This is a genomic window from Vibrio sp. Makdt (assembly GCF_027587015.1).
GTDB classification, from domain to species: Bacteria; Pseudomonadota; Gammaproteobacteria; order Enterobacterales; family Vibrionaceae; genus Vibrio; species Vibrio chagasii_B.
The window spans coordinates 56045-70805 of record NZ_JAPPTH010000011.1; the positions used below are offsets into that span (position 1 = coordinate 56045).

Sequence of the window (14761 nt, forward strand, 5' to 3'; positions counted from 1 at the left end):
TCATGTCATCTGAACAAACAAATAATGACCCATGGTCTCAATCTGCCCCTGCAGCTCAACCTGCAAGTGACCCTTGGGGTCAAGCAGCTGATACCTCACCATCAGCAGATTGGTTAAGCAGCGAAACAGTTGAAGCGACACCTTTTGATCCACTGAACCCTTTTGCAGAGGCTGTGCTGCCTGTCGACACTTGGGTTGAGTCTGGACTGAATTGGTTAGTTGAGCACGGACGCCCATTATTCCAGGCAATCCGTGTGCCTATCGACTTTATTCTAAGTTCATTTGAAACGGCGTTGGTGTCTACACCAGCCCCCTTCATGTTGATCATCTTGTTTCTTGTGGCGTGGCAGTTTTCAAACTTGAAGCTTGGCGTTGCAACGGCCGTGTCTTTGACTTTCATCGGCTTGATTGGCGCTTGGTCTGAAGCAATGACCACATTGTCACTGGTCATGACATCCGTATTCTTCTGTCTGTTAATTGGCTTACCCATGGGGATATGGCTTGCCCGAAGTAACACGGCGGCTAAATTCGTGCGCCCAATTTTGGATGCCATGCAAACCACACCAGCCTTCGTTTATTTAGTACCGATCGTAATGTTGTTTGGCATCGGTAACGTTCCGGGTGTAGTAGTGACCATCATATTCGCACTTCCTCCTGTTGTACGTTTGACCATCTTAGGTATTCAGCAAGTACCGGAAGAATTGATCGAAGCGGGTCACTCATTCGGTGCAAGCAAAAAACAGATGCTTTACCGAATTCAACTGCCACTTGCATTGCCAACCATCATGGCCGGCGTGAACCAAACACTGATGTTGTCGTTGTCGATGGTGGTTATCGCATCAATGATTGCGGTAGGTGGTTTAGGTCAAATGGTACTGAGAGGTATTGGCCGTTTAGATATGGGGTTGGCCGCTGTTGGTGGCTTAGGTATCGTTATCTTAGCCATCTTATTAGACCGCATCACCCAAGTACTGGGTGTCAACGCTGGTAATACAAAATTACGCTGGTATCGCATGGGACCTGTTTCCCTTGTACTGAATGTACTTAATCGCGGTAACAAATCAGAACTTCAATTAAGGAAAAGCACCAATGAATAATTCATGGAAGAGTAAACTCGCAGTAAGCATCGTTTGTACATTAGCGCTATCGACTAACGTGTGGGCAGCAAGCCTACCGGGTGAGGGTGTATCAGTTCAGCCTGTTCAATCGTCTGTAGCGGAAGAGACGTTCCAAACATTGATCGTTAACCGTGCTCTAGAAGAACTGGGTTATGACGTGAAATCAACTCAAGAAGTGGATTACAACGTAGGTTACACTTCAATTGCAAAGGGTGATGCAACGTTCCTAACAGTAGGTTGGTTCCCGCTTCATGCTGACAAATACACAATGGCTGGTGGTGATGAGAAATTCTACCGTGAAGGCCAATATGTAAGCGGCGCTGCTCAAGGTTACCTAATTGATAAGAAAACGGCTGAAAAGTACAACATCACTAACATTGGTCAATTAACCGATCCAAAAATCGCGAAGCTGTTTGATGCGGACGGTGATGGCAAAGCAGACCTAACAGGCTGTAACCCAGGTTGGGGTTGTGAGATGGTGATTGAACATCAACTTTCAGCGTTCAAACTCGACGATACGGTGACTCACAATCAAGGTAACTACGCTGCAATCATTGCAGATACGATTTCTCGTTACCAAAAGGGTGAATCAATTCTTTACTACACGTGGACACCTTACTGGGTAAGTGGTGTATTGGTGCCTAACGAAGATGTAGTTTGGTTAGAGGTTCCTTTCTCAGCACTTCCTGGCGAGCGTTCGAACGTGGATACGACGTTATCTAACGGCAAAAACTACGGCTTCGAAATGAACTCAATGCGCATCATTGCGAATAAAGAGTTTGCTAAGAACAACCCATCAGCAGCGAAGCTTTTCGAAATCATCAAACTTAACATCAATGATGTAAGTGCTCAGAACATGATGATGAGTAAAGGTAAGAACAGCTCTGCGGATATCGAAGCGCACGTAAATGGTTGGATTAAAGCGAACCAAAGCACGTTCGATGGTTGGATTACAGAAGCGAAGAAAGCTGCACTGTAACTTTGACTTGGATTTGCTCTGTCTTACCAGACATTTTGATTTGAAATGATGAGCGTGTTGAGTGATTGTGTAGAGTCACTCAATCACCTTCAAATCAAGTGAAATGGCGACAATAGTGAACATTAAAAAGCCAGCAGTCCATTTGGATTGCTGGCTTTTTGTTTTCTGTTTCATTTTTGAGCTTTTAGCTTCTAATTACAGCTCTAGCGTTCGCCTTGAACTTCGAAGTCGTCGCTGACCAAGCGAGCGCAGCCATCGGCTTCAAGTGCCCAGTGTTCACGATGTACAACGCCAAACGCTTTGTTCATTGTCCAGCTAGCGGTAAGAATGTAACCGCCTTCTAGGTGCTCTTCCCATTTAACATCGGTGTAATCAACGTCTTTGAAGCCTTGGTCGATGATGTTTTGCCAAAATGCTTGAATCGCTTCACGACCCTCAAAAGTACCAAATGGACGCGCTTCCATTACACAGCTTTCAGTATATTGATCTGCACAACCTTTTGCGTCTTGGCTGTTGAATGCTTTCTGCCACGCGTTAATGCCTTGCTTACATGCTTCTAAAGTTTGGTTGTCTAACATTGTCTTTCTCCATAACAGTATTGTGTCGAGCACTGTCTTTTTGATTTGGTATCTCGATAAGTTGAATTGAGTTTAGTCTTGGAAATTGATTTGAAAAACAGAGATAATAGAAAATACTGTTTGTAAAAAGAGAACAATAAGATGAGTAAGCTAAAGCAGATGTCGATTTTCGCTCATATCGTAGAGCAGGGTTCAGTCTCGGCTGCAGCTGAAAAGTTAGAGTTGTCTAAATCTGTCGTCAGTCAGCACCTCAAAATCTTAGAGCAAGAGCTAGGCGCTTCTCTTCTTAAGCGCACAACACGCAGGCAATCTCTTACCAGTATGGGTGAGCGTTTTTATTTGAGTTGTAAAGACATCAACGTGATCGCTGAATCGGCTTGGGATATGGCGAAAGCAGAGCTAGAAGAGCCACAAGGCCGGATTCGTATCACGGCACCTAATGCGTTGATGGATTTATTGGTAGCGCCTGTTATTGCCGATCTGATGAAGCAATATCCGAAGCTAAAGCCAGAACTGATAAGCGACGATCAACATCTAGACTTCATGGAACACGATATTGATCTTGCGGTACGAGTGGGCAGTTCTCGTGACAGTAACCTCAAACAGAAACGCTTGGGTGAATTTAAAGATGTGTTGTGTGGCGTTGAAAGCATGCGTGAACGCGAGCTTGATTCTATCCCTTATATCGCTAACTCATGGCAGGGGAAGCAGATCTCTCATTACTTTACCTCTCACACTGAAACAGACTTTGTTTACCAACAACAAGCAAGCTGTACCACCAACTCTTTCCACAGCTGCCTTGCCTTGATCAAATCTGGTGTCGGTATCGGTGTTATTCCAGATTTCTACCTCTTTCAGTTATCCAATGAAGTGGTCGACATAATGCCAAACTTCCAACTACCGACCAACACGGTTTATGCGCTAAACCCATTTGCTTCAAATACGCCTATCGCCATCAAGCTGTGTATCCAAGCGTTGGAAGAAAAGCTCAAGTGTAATTTGGTTTAAAGCTTTTCGTTATATTGCCGTCTTATTAGATGATGTGTTTGGTATAAGAATGGTTTATGTCACATAGTTATATATTTGTAATATAATAATTCATGATCGTGATGTTTGTTCAACTTGTCGTACAAATATTGTCCTATAGTGGTTCTCGTTACTTCGGTAACACCCTACAAAATATGGAATAAATAATATACGTGAAACATATCATGGAGACTTGTATGACTTTTAAACCTTGCAAACTCACTTCTTGCAAACCTCGAACTCACCAACTTAAACCTTACAAACAATTGTCGTGTGCGGTTCTTTTAGCGATGGCTACTTATGGCGTATCGGCTGAAACACTGAACATTCAATCCGCGTCAGACTGGGGTGGAGCGCACAGCTCTTACCCAGCATCGAATACGATTGATGGAAGCACTGATTGGTCATCACGTTGGGCTGCTCAGAATGCGCCCGTCAATTTAGTGCTCGACCTAGGCTCGGTACAAAATGTTCAAGACGTCGCGATTGCTTGGGGTAAAGGCGAAGAGCAAACTTATAAGTTCGAGATCAGAGCGCTCGCTGATGAAAGTTCAAGCAGCTGGGACAAGGTTTATTATGGATATAGTAGTGGTAGCACATCTGGTTTTGAAACCTACGATGTGACGGATGTTCAGGCTCGTTGGGTTCGTATCAAAGTATTTGAAAACAGTGCTGAAAGTGTTTGGACGAATATTACTGAAGTCGAAATCAGTGGCAATGATAGCCCTGACTATGGACTCGATCCAAACCTACCGCCGTCAGGCAACTTCGACTTACTGGACTGGTATGTGAGCATTCCCGTTGATGAGGGTGACGGCTACGCAACTTCTATCAAAGAGAACACGCTAGATGCAGGTTATGAAGACCAATTCTTCTATACCGGTAGCGATGGTGGCTTGGTGTTCTACACGCCAGTCGAAGGCGTGACTACATCTAGTGGAACAAAATATGTTCGGACTGAATTAAGAGAGATGCTTCGTCGCGGTGATACCTCTTACTCCACTTCGGGTAAAGACAATAACTGGGCGTTTTCGTCTATTCCATCGAGTGACCAGTCGGACTTTGGTGGTATCGACGGGACGTTAAATGCGACGTTAGCCATCAATCATGTGACGAAAACGACTTCGAACACTGAACAAGTGGGTCGAATCGTGATTGGCCAGATCCATGCTGAGAAAAACGAACCTATTCGCTTGTACTACCATAAACTACCAGGCAACGACAAAGGCGCAATCTACTTTGCTCATGAAACATCGAAATCGAATGGTGGTGATGAAACTTGGCATAACCTTTTAGGTAACATGGTGACGTCTGACGGTGACTTAAACAGCACTAGCAACCCAAGTGACGGTATTGCACTCGATGAAACCTTCTCGTATTCCATTGTTGTTGAAGGTGATAAGTTGATTACTACCATTAGTCAAAATGGCTCAGAGCTAGCGGCAAAAGAAGTGGATATGAGTAACAGCGGTTATGACGATGCGGATAACTACATGTACTTTAAAGCGGGTATCTACTTGCAAGACAACTCAAGTGACGACAGCGATTATGCGCAAGTGACTTTCTATCAGTTAGACAACAATCACAACTGATCACGCTATAAATAGTGCGTAGCTACTGCAGCGAGTTAACTCGTTGCGGTTTGTATTTGTTCAATGATTGAAAAGGGGATGGCCGGTGGGTCATCCCCTTTTACTTTCTACCTCTCATTTCTAGTATATCGTGCGCGTTTAATTCGGTGCATATTGGCAAAAAATCCAACCCTTACTTATATTTACCTAGAGTGTCTAGTTGCTTATAAAGACTAAAAGGGGACGTCATTGCCAGAGCGCTTTACCAAGTCATGCCACGAATGCGGGCTGGTTAGTCAGTTTGAAGAACTGTCTGCGGGCAGTGAAGCTTCTTGCCCGAGATGTTCTCACACCTTATCGAGCCTTGGGCATCATAAAGAGCAGGGTGTGATGGCTTATGCGTCGGCTAGCCTTATTGCTTTAATCATGAGCCTGACATTTCCGTATATGTCGTTCAGCGTTCAAGGAATTAGCCAGCAAATCACCCTGTATCAAGCTGTTGATATGATGAACCGAATGGATAACAGCCTGATTGCTATATTACTTTTTCTGGCCGTGATTCTTTTGCCTGCCTATTTTTTGGTGCTTTCTCTCTGGTTTTATCTACTGGTAGACAGAAAGAAGCACATTCATTATGCGGCTAACCGATTCACCTTTTTGGCATTGAAGTCATTAAGTTGGGCAAAGCCTTGGTTGATGGTCGATGTGTTTTTGATCGGCGTATTGGTCAGCTTAATCAAGATCGCAGCATTAGCCGATGTATCGATGGGGATATCATTTTGGGCATTTTGTATCTATGCCATGTTGGTGGTGAAGACGATTTCATTGGTTGATTTTGACTGGTTATGGGATCGCTTAGTTCCGACTAAAAACTCACAAGAACAAACGGTTGGTAGCACCTTTCAGAACAAGCAGCACCTTGCTTGCCATATTTGCGGTCAAGTGCACAGCTACAGTGAGGCTACTCATCATTGCTCTCGTTGCCACACACATTTGCATCGATTTGAACCAATAAAAAACCTGCAAATAGCGTGGGCGCTGTTGTTCACCTCTGTCGTTTTCTATATTCCAGCAAACCTATACCCAATGATGTATACGTCTGCGTTCGGGACGAGTGAAGGTTCCACCATCATGGAAGGGGTGATCTTGCTTTGGAATATGGGTTCATACCCCGTGGCACTTATCATTCTTATCGCGAGTGTTTTCATCCCAATGGCAAAGATGTTTGCCTTGGCTTATCTGTACTGGAATGCAAAAAGGGTACATGGGCTCACCAATCAAAGGGCGAGCCGCTATCTTAAGCTATACCGTATCACCGAATTTATTGGCCGTTGGTCGATGATAGATATTTTCGTCGTCGCTATATTGGTGGCATTGGTTCAATTGGATGGCGTTATGGCGATTTACCCGGGGCCTGCGGCGCTGTCGTTTGCAGCTGTCGTGATATTTACGATGTTGTCGGCGATGATTTTCGATTCTCGGATTATATGGAAGTAATCTCCCCAAAGAGGTGTGGGACATATGGAAAAGCAAACTACTTCAGATGCGAAAGTATCACAAAAAAGCGAACTGTCTCCGGTCTGGATTGTGCCGATCATTGCGGTGCTGGTGGGGTGTTGGATGCTGTTCCAATATTTCAACAATCGTGGACCTGAGATCACCCTGATCTTGCCAGATGCTTCTGGGATAGAAGCAGGAAAAACGGCGATCAAATCTAAGAACGTGCATGTTGGGACCATCACAGACGTGGCGTTAAGTGAAGACTATGAATACATCATCGCCAAAGCACAAATAGACAAGAAAGCCTCTCGCATGATCAATACTGAGACTCAATTTTGGGTGGTTGAGCCACACATTGGTACTGATGGAATCAGCGGATTGGAAACCATTTTGTCTGGCTCATACATCGAGTTGAAGCCAGGGAAATCCAGTGAATCGCAATTGAAGTTTGATGTGTTAGACACGCCACCCGTCGCAGGACCAGACACCAAAGGCATTCGTGTGGTGTTATCGCACCATAAAGCGAATCAACTGAACGTTGGCGAACCTGTGTTGCATCATGGCTTTGTTGTTGGGCGTGTCGAGAAAACAAGTTTCGATTACGAGAATAAAGTGGGTAAATACCAACTGTTTATCTTCGCCCCTTATGACGGGCTGATCTTCGAGAAAACTCAGTTTTGGTTGTCCTCTGGGATTGATGTGAAGTTTGGTGCGAATGGCCTCGACGTAAACTTCGCATCGATAGAAAGCATAATAACGGGCGGCGTGAGTTTTGATGTGGCAGAGAGTATCCAACCGGGACAGCAGATCAAAGAGAACTTACAAGAATATACACTTTACGATAATTACGACGCAGTTTTACAAGGTAAATACACCACTTCTATTGATTACGTATTGTTGTTTGAAGAATCGGTTCGAGGTCTAAAGAAGGGCGCTCCCGTGGAGTATCGTGGTGTTCGAATTGGTACCGTGGATACAGTGCCGTTGCAGATTCGCATGGACAAAGACGGCAAAGTCTCGAATCGCATTCCCATCTTAATCAAGCTGGAGATAGAACGAGTTTCAGAAGTCTTTAAGGCTGTGAATGCCAAAACCTTTGCAGAGCGCGTCAAACTGCAGATGGGAGAGGGGCTAAGAGCGACTTTGAAGACGGGCAACTTGCTTACAGGCGCATTGTTTGTCGATATAAACTTCTATGAAGACGAAGAACCTTACGAGCCAAGAGAGTTTGATGGTTATCCTGTCTTCCCTGTTGTGGCTGGTGGCCTGACCGAGATTCAAAAGCAGATCACAGACTTCCTAACCAAAATTAACGAGTTACCGCTAGACGCAACGGTAGCTAACTTAAATGGCTCGCTTGCTTCGTTAGATAGCACCTTAAAGAGTATGGATGAACTGCTGGATAGTGAGGGCGCTAAAGCGTTACCAAAGGATCTGAGTGAAACCATGAAGCAACTTGAGACGACATTAGAGAGCTACGACGATGATTCGGACGCCTATAAGCAATTGATCAGTGCATCTGAAGAGCTAGAACACGTGTTAAAAGAGCTTCGTCCACTGATTAAAGTGCTGAACGATAAACCGAATGCGCTGGTGTTTGGTAGCGAAGTAGAAGAAGACCCGATTCCAGTTAAGGGAGTGGAATAATGAGAAAGCTATTTATATCACTTATCGTGCTCTTCGGGCTTTTAGGGTGTTCAACGCCTACTGATGGCACTAACGCGTATCTCTTGCCAGAAAGTACGCTAGATAAGCCGATCTTTAAGGTTAAAACGAGAGTGGAGTTACCAGACTATCTAGACACCATCGGCATTGCGTATCGCAAGTCTGAAAATGAGCTGGTTTCTGCGCGTAAACATGTTTGGGCCGAGAACCTTGAAGGGTTACTTGAAGAGCGTATTGACTCTTCCGATGCATCAGGAGAATCGGATAAAGAGCTGCTCATTACTTTCGAGCAGTTCAATGGTTCTTACACTGGCAATGCTGAAGTAAAAGGAACTTGGGTATTGAGCGAGCACGATCAAGAGCTTGCACGTGCTGATTTCGATTCTAAGGTGCCGTTGAAAGAAGCAGGTTATGAGGCACTCGTTGAGGCGTTAGGTGAAGGGTTAGATGAGGTTTTAACTGATATTCAGGCGCAATTGCCATAGGTGTTTCGGTAACCAATGAACTCACAAGCTGACACTGGCTAGCACGTGATTAAGTCGATTGGTTTCCAAGATGGTACCCAAGCATTCGATATATCCCTGAAGAGTCCGTGTTCTCGAACACGGACTTTTTGTTTTTGTTGTTGGTTAATATTCTTCATAAGCCTCTCCGTTTGTTCCGTTCGATTAAGCCACTTCTTCAATTGATGTGTTGGCAATAAAGGCGATAAATTTGTCGACCAGAAGTGGGTTGAATTGCCCCCTAAGTCTCTCATCAAACAGGATACGAAGTGCTTTTTTTGCTGGCATTCCTGTGCGATAGGCCCTTGTTGAGGTCATTGCATCCCATGTATCTACAAGCGCAAGAACCTGTCCAATCAATGGAGTCTCTGATCCTTTTAGTCGTAACGGGTATCCATTTCCATCCCATCGTTCATGATGTAAAGCACCCAAAATAGACGCAAGTTCTAACTCAGGAACCTCACAAGTCATTGAGTAAGATTCCTCAACATGCTTATTCATAACTTGGCGCTCAACAGGTGTTAATTTGCCATTTTTATGAAGTACCGCATCCGGTGTTCCCAGTTTTCCTAAATCGTGAACAAGAGCAGAATCGAAAATCAATTCCAACTGTTCACGACCAAACTTTAGGTACAGCCCAAATGAGTATGACAGTAAGCAAACTCGCAATGTGTGCTCATAAGTTTCCATAGAATGATGGCGCATAGGCTGTAATAACCTGAGTGCATCCAATGAATGTTTGTGCTGCAGAGCCAATGTGTACACGCGGTCGATTTTGGTTTGGTTCATAACGTTTGCCGTATCAATGTAAATGAGTTGGGCAGTATGGAGACGATGAATGGAGGAGTTAACTTAATGTGATTGAATGTTTATTAAACAGTCTTTCTCAAATTTCATACCGGTGTTTAGAAAAATTTAGAAGTTTGAAAGGTAATGAATTTTGAATTAATAGCTTTAAATTTCAATGATTTAATTTTTAATAATGAATCATAGCAATTTAATGGAGTAGAAGTGAGGCAAGGTTCACAATACCTCCCAACTTCATTAATAAGAGTGCTTTTAATGTATCTATTCAGCAATGATTTGTTGAAACGGAATTCGACACTAAATGTGATTACTTCAGTAAGTTTAGCGGTATTGCTAGCAGGCTGTGGTGGTGAGTCAAACTCCGAAGGAGAGCAAGATATTGTTGTATCTCCAGTAGAATCAGCCTCTATTAGTGCGCAAGATATTCAAGATAACTCACTAGTAGAGCAAAGCTTCACTATTGACCTTACAGAGCATGTTCACACATCGAATAACCAAGATTTTGTTGTAACAAATGCTCGTGCTTTGACTGATGACACTTGCCAAGTTCAAGGTATTAGTGAAGGTAGCTTTAATGTCTATTCGTCTGACGTTAACGACTGTTTGTTTGAGTATGAAGTAGCGACTAAAACTGGCACTTCAATGGCAACTTCGTATGCTCGTGTGGCGATGGGGCAGAGCTATGCATCGACAACGCTTCCTCGTATTACAGCATCAACCATCGAATCACAGGTGATTATTGTTGATCTAGAAAGGGAGCTAGGTTCATCGTTACCCGGTGATGACTTTGTTTTGCAAGATAGTGTTATTAGCCTTGGTTCTGGTACAGTTCGTGTCTCTGGCGATCATCAAATTGAATTTACGCCAACAGCCAAAGGTCAAACTGAGGTCTATTACAACTACCAAAACGGTGAGTCGATTCAACAAGGCTCGTTGTCAATTGCGACTTCAGAAGATACCTATAACACAGCGCCTGATGTAACAGATTTTGCTCACGATGCTCTCGCGCAAGTGGGTGAGAGTGTAGTCGTGGATGTAAAAGAGCATATATCAGACATAGACCTAGATGAAGTACAGCTCGTTGGTGTACAGGACTTCAACTCGACAACATCACTTTACGACCCTGCCAATGTCACTAACACGAAGTTTGAGTTTTCGTCTACCCAACCAGGGGCGCACGATGTGGCATACACAGTAAGCGATCACATGGGCGGCTACACAACGGGTGTGGCGCGTATAGAAGTCGAACCGGATTTCTCTTTGATTCAGGATTGGGAAGATATTGTCACTCATGATCCTGTTATCAGCTCAGACATTCGCTTTTTCGCACCAATGACCAAAGTGTACGCCGATTACATCAATGCTTCTTACACCGGCACATATATCGAAAACGGTACACAAGGTTTGAAAGACTCAGAAATCGTCACTCAAACACTTAGCCAAGCTCGTCAGTACTGCAAAGTGAGAGGTGGTCGTTTGCCTCTACAGCGTGAGCTTGAAACGCTCGTTACCAACGAAACCAGCGCATTCACCAACCATAATTGGCCAACAAGTAAGAAGTATTGGACAGCAGAAAATGTCAGTGAAACAAACGCTGCCACTATTCATTTGAATGACGGGACTATCGGGGAGCAATCAAAGAACGTTGGTATGTACACAACGTGTGTTGATCTGAGTAATCCGAGTGTTAGTGATTTTTCTGCCGACGTTTCAGTGAAAGAGCGAGTATCGAACCGATATGAGTATGAAGTTCAAATTCGTGACCCCGATGGCAATGCAGCGCCTTTTGCAGACGTTGAATTGGAATCTATGAATGACCGTGGTGTCTTTTCAAATCGCGAGCCGATTACTGTAGCGAGTGTTAATGATGCTGGTTTGTTAGAGGAAGCATATTTTGATATTTCGTTTAGTGATGAAGTGGTTGCGACTAGAGTGAGCTCGCAAGATTATTTACTGCCTTTTGTTCCAGTGGATGATGCGATGAAGATTGATGTAACCCAACCATCGCTTTGGAGTAGTGAAGAATATTGGAATACGGATGTGTATTTACCTAACACCGATGGGCTGATGTTAATGCCGGTGGAAAAGAACAGTAAACAATTTCATATCTACAACCAGCCATTTGTCGGAGATTACTTTGTTATCCGATTTAGGGTGACAGGTGAATATGAAACTCCGGATAAAGGGGAGTTTGCCGTTCTTATTCAACAATTGGGAACTGACCAATCCACGTGGGAGAGTGATGGAACAATGAAAACAGAAAATACTCGGCCATATCCAGAAAACGAATCGTCTGCTTTTGGTTTGAATGTCAATTTCTATGGTTCTATACCTGTTTCGCTGTTTGAAGGAGGTGTGGTAACCAGTTCAATAGCGATGGATCTACGCAATTCAGACCGTTTTTATTGGTTCGATAAACGTGATACCACAGTTTATGTATTTACTTCGTTAACAGATCAAAGGCCAGCTGAGCCGTCAGGATCATTTGAAATAACAAGCAACGTAGATCTTTCTGAACCTTATTGGTTATCTATTGGTGGAAAAAATGCTTATGAGTCATATAACTTTCGAATCACTGAATTAGAAATGGCTGCGTATTAGAAATGATTATGAAAGTAATAAATTTGGGTGTGATAGCCCTAGGTATTTCTGCGCTGACAGCTTGTGGTGGAGGTTCTGGTGATTCTGATGTGAGTTCTCAGCCTGTTCAGCCATCCATGCCATCAGAGGTATCTATTGAAGCTGCTGTGATTCAGTCAAAAGCACTTGTCGATGTTCAATCTCAAGTCATTGTCCAAGCTGATTCTGATGTTGATTTACGTTTGACTTCAGTGACAGCAGTCAAAAATCAGCCAGCTTGCAAGGTAACCTCGCTAGAAGGTATGACGTTTTCGATCTTGTCGGATCAAGTCGGTGAGTGCCAATTTGAATATACAGTCGAACCCGTTGAGCAAAGTGAGTACATCGCACAAGCTTCATCCTTAGCAAGAGTGTCTGTTTCACAAACAGCTGAAGATAATACACTACCGAACTTGTCAGCAACGACCAACATTGAATCGCCAGTGACTATTGATTTGTCTGCAGAGCTGGAGAGTGCTTTAGATACCTCGATATATGCGGTGTCGGAAGAGGCTACCTTATTAGGTACTGGTTCAGTTGAAATTGACTCTTTCAGTAACACCATCACGTATACGCCAACGGATATCGGTGTTACTCGAATTATGTACTCAATGACTGACGGTACGACAACCAAGCTTGGAAATATTGACGTAGCGGTTTCTGATACTGGAAATACACCACCAGTCGCGAATGACTATATTCGAGAAGGCAAGCTTGCCAAAGATATGTCGGTTGAAATTGATTTAACCGACTATGTATCGGACGCTGAAGACTGCGTGATCTTAGATTCTGTGCGCGCTTACAACGCAGAAACGAAAATCACCTCAGCAACAGACCACACTTTTACGTTTCAATCACCAGAAGCGGGGCCACACGAAGTTGCTTATACGGTAACAGACGGACGCGGCGGGTATGCGGTTGGACAAGTCTATATCGAGGTGGAGCCTGATTTTAGTCTGGTTCAAGATTGGGAGGATATTACGATCTATGATCCAACGATAGGTACTGATATTACTTTTACGGCGCCTGCAAGTAAGGTGTTGGCTGACTATACAAATACTGCTTACACTAGCTCTCAAGAGCAAGATGGATTTACAGGTCCCAAGTACTCAGAAGTTGTAACAATGAATCTCGAACAAGCACAAAATTATTGTGCGTCGAGAAATGGGCGTTTACCTATTAGCCGCGAGTGGGAACTGTTACTAGCTAACAAAGGAAGTCTCTTCGAATCCAATAATTGGCCTGCAGGGACACCGTTTTGGAGTTCAGATATGGTCTCTGAAACCTCGGGTAAAACCATTAATATTGTAGATGGAAACGTTTCAGAATTAACAAAGACGAAAGGTGAAGGTTTTGCAGCCTGCATTTTATTAGATAATCCACTTATTAAGGACTTCTCTACAAACATTCAATCTGAGAATAATCTAAATGCTCATTTAGAACACTTTTTGTCTTTTTATGTATCAGACCCAGATGGAAGCCCAGCGCCTTATCAAGACCTAAGGACTGAAATTGGGGGAGCCAAGGGAGTCTTTAGCAATGGTTTGTCAAATATTACATTAGTAACTGACTCTGCAGGTGAAGCTTCAGAAACTTATCTAGATACTTCATTTAATCACGCTGTGTTGTCTACACAGGTAAGTTCAAATAGTGAAGATGCAATTGCAATAGAGGCGGCTATCGATGAGATGTTTATTGATACAACAGATGCCAGTTTATGGAATATAGCGGAAGTTTTGGGAGGAAATAGCTTCAGGTCAATTGATGAACAAGGAATCCCTCTTAACTATAAGGCTAATCAATCGTCTGAGGTTACTGCCGTTTATAAAAACGCGTTTATCGGGCGAAATGTAGTCGCTCGATATCGACTTAAGGCTAATGATGTTGCATCAATAACTAGTGGCAAATTGAACTGGGTGTTACAGCAATTCGGTAATTCACCAAATACGGTAGATTGGGGGTACTCCAACGCTTACCAAGAAGGGTTGCCACACTCTTCTGCTGTGATTAGTAATGAAATAAATTATTACTCACAAAATATTATTACTACCGTGGGTAGTAGCTATATAGGAGGTGAAGAATCATTTTTTGTTAGTTTGCCAACAAGATATGAGTACTGGTATGTTTGGATTACTATAGAAGGTGACAAACTATCTTTATATACAAATACCCATGAAGAAAGACCCGCTGCGCCAACTTTTTCAATTCAAAATGTTTGGAGAGATATTGATCCTTCGAAGCCTTACTGGGTTGGTTTTGGAGGAAACTCAGGTGATGGGGTTAGCGACGCCGTGTCAATTTACGCGAACGCTCTTTGGATGGGAACAGGAGGGTAACAACGCTAATTAGTATTTTTAAGATTGTTCAAATTAGGTCGTTATAGTGGGTTAGTTAC

11 protein-coding genes are annotated in these 14761 nt (G+C 43.5%); 9 read left to right on the forward strand and 2 right to left on the reverse strand.

Annotation, left to right across the window (positions count from 1 at the left end; genetic code table 11):
• Positions 1-2 precede the first annotated feature (2 nt).
• Positions 3-1097 (forward strand): glycine betaine/L-proline ABC transporter permease ProW, encoded by a 1095-nt coding sequence (proW, locus tag OH460_RS14885; protein ID WP_269998248.1) that lies wholly within the window; start codon positions 3-5, stop codon positions 1095-1097.
• Positions 1090-2097, forward strand: a complete 1008-nt coding sequence (proX, locus tag OH460_RS14890; protein ID WP_269998249.1) for a glycine betaine/L-proline ABC transporter substrate-binding protein ProX — start codon at positions 1090-1092, stop codon at positions 2095-2097. Before proW ends, proX begins: the two co-directional genes overlap by 8 nt.
• Positions 2098-2300: 203 nt before the next feature.
• Here the strand turns inward: proX and OH460_RS14895 are convergent, their stop codons facing one another.
• Positions 2301-2675 carry a YybH family protein gene (locus OH460_RS14895; RefSeq protein WP_269998250.1) on the reverse strand — a complete coding sequence of 125 codons (375 nt, stop codon included), beginning with the start codon at positions 2673-2675 and terminating at the stop codon, positions 2301-2303.
• A gap of 141 nt (positions 2676-2816) precedes the next feature.
• On the opposite strand from OH460_RS14895, the gene OH460_RS14900 reads away from it, so the two are divergent.
• The 5 genes from OH460_RS14900 to OH460_RS14920 all read left to right on the forward strand — a co-directional run bounded on the left by OH460_RS14900 (position 2817) and on the right by OH460_RS14920 (position 8922).
• Positions 2817-3683 carry a LysR family transcriptional regulator gene (locus OH460_RS14900; RefSeq protein WP_269998251.1) on the forward strand — a complete coding sequence of 289 codons (867 nt, stop codon included), beginning with the start codon at positions 2817-2819 and terminating at the stop codon, positions 3681-3683.
• Positions 3684-3898: 215 nt separating this feature from the next.
• The gene (locus OH460_RS14905) at positions 3899-5293 is read left to right on the forward strand and encodes a polysaccharide lyase family 7 protein (RefSeq protein WP_269998252.1); all 1395 of its coding nucleotides are present in this window, start codon (positions 3899-3901) and stop codon (positions 5291-5293) included.
• Between the two features lie 228 nt (positions 5294-5521).
• Positions 5522-6769 (forward strand): paraquat-inducible protein A, encoded by a 1248-nt coding sequence (locus OH460_RS14910; RefSeq protein WP_269998253.1) that lies wholly within the window; start codon positions 5522-5524, stop codon positions 6767-6769.
• Positions 6770-6793: 24 nt separating this feature from the next.
• Positions 6794-8419, forward strand: coding sequence for an intermembrane transport protein PqiB (pqiB, locus tag OH460_RS14915; protein ID WP_269998254.1), 1626 nt, complete (start codon positions 6794-6796; stop codon positions 8417-8419).
• Positions 8419-8922, forward strand: coding sequence for a PqiC family protein (locus tag OH460_RS14920; protein WP_269998255.1), 504 nt, complete (start codon positions 8419-8421; stop codon positions 8920-8922). Before pqiB ends, OH460_RS14920 begins: the two co-directional genes overlap by 1 nt.
• A 183-nt stretch (positions 8923-9105) precedes the next feature.
• Here the strand turns inward: OH460_RS14920 and OH460_RS14925 are convergent, their stop codons facing one another.
• On the reverse strand, positions 9106-9729 hold the full coding sequence (locus tag OH460_RS14925) for an HD-GYP domain-containing protein (protein ID WP_269998256.1): 624 nt from the start codon (positions 9727-9729) through the stop codon (positions 9106-9108).
• Positions 9730-10002: 273 nt separating this feature from the next.
• Between OH460_RS14925 and OH460_RS14930 the strand changes: the two genes are divergently transcribed.
• Positions 10003-12348, forward strand: coding sequence for a hypothetical protein (locus tag OH460_RS14930; protein ID WP_269998258.1), 2346 nt, complete (start codon positions 10003-10005; stop codon positions 12346-12348).
• Between the two features lie 8 nt (positions 12349-12356).
• Positions 12357-14702 (forward strand): Ig-like domain-containing protein, encoded by a 2346-nt coding sequence (locus tag OH460_RS14935; RefSeq protein WP_269998260.1) that lies wholly within the window; start codon positions 12357-12359, stop codon positions 14700-14702.
• Positions 14703-14761 lie beyond the last annotated feature (59 nt).

Bases quoted from the DNA above. Each gene is read 5' to 3' on its own strand.
- OH460_RS14905 (WP_269998252.1), top strand. From the start codon at position 3,899: ATGACTTTTAAACCTTGCAAACTCACTTCTTGCAAACCTCGAACTCAC.
- OH460_RS14930 (WP_269998258.1), top strand. From the start codon at position 10,003: ATGTATCTATTCAGCAATGATTTGTTGAAACGGAATTCGACACTAAAT.
- OH460_RS14925 (WP_269998256.1), bottom strand. From the start codon at position 9,729: ATGAACCAAACCAAAATCGACCGCGTGTACACATTGGCTCTGCAGCAC.
- proX (WP_269998249.1), top strand. From the start codon at position 1,090: ATGAATAATTCATGGAAGAGTAAACTCGCAGTAAGCATCGTTTGTACA.
- OH460_RS14935 (WP_269998260.1), top strand. From the start codon at position 12,357: ATGAAAGTAATAAATTTGGGTGTGATAGCCCTAGGTATTTCTGCGCTG.
- OH460_RS14920 (WP_269998255.1), top strand. From the start codon at position 8,419: ATGAGAAAGCTATTTATATCACTTATCGTGCTCTTCGGGCTTTTAGGG.
- proW (WP_269998248.1), top strand. From the start codon at position 3: ATGTCATCTGAACAAACAAATAATGACCCATGGTCTCAATCTGCCCCT.
- OH460_RS14895 (WP_269998250.1), bottom strand. From the start codon at position 2,675: ATGTTAGACAACCAAACTTTAGAAGCATGTAAGCAAGGCATTAACGCG.
- OH460_RS14900 (WP_269998251.1), top strand. From the start codon at position 2,817: ATGAGTAAGCTAAAGCAGATGTCGATTTTCGCTCATATCGTAGAGCAG.
- pqiB (WP_269998254.1), top strand. From the start codon at position 6,794: ATGGAAAAGCAAACTACTTCAGATGCGAAAGTATCACAAAAAAGCGAA.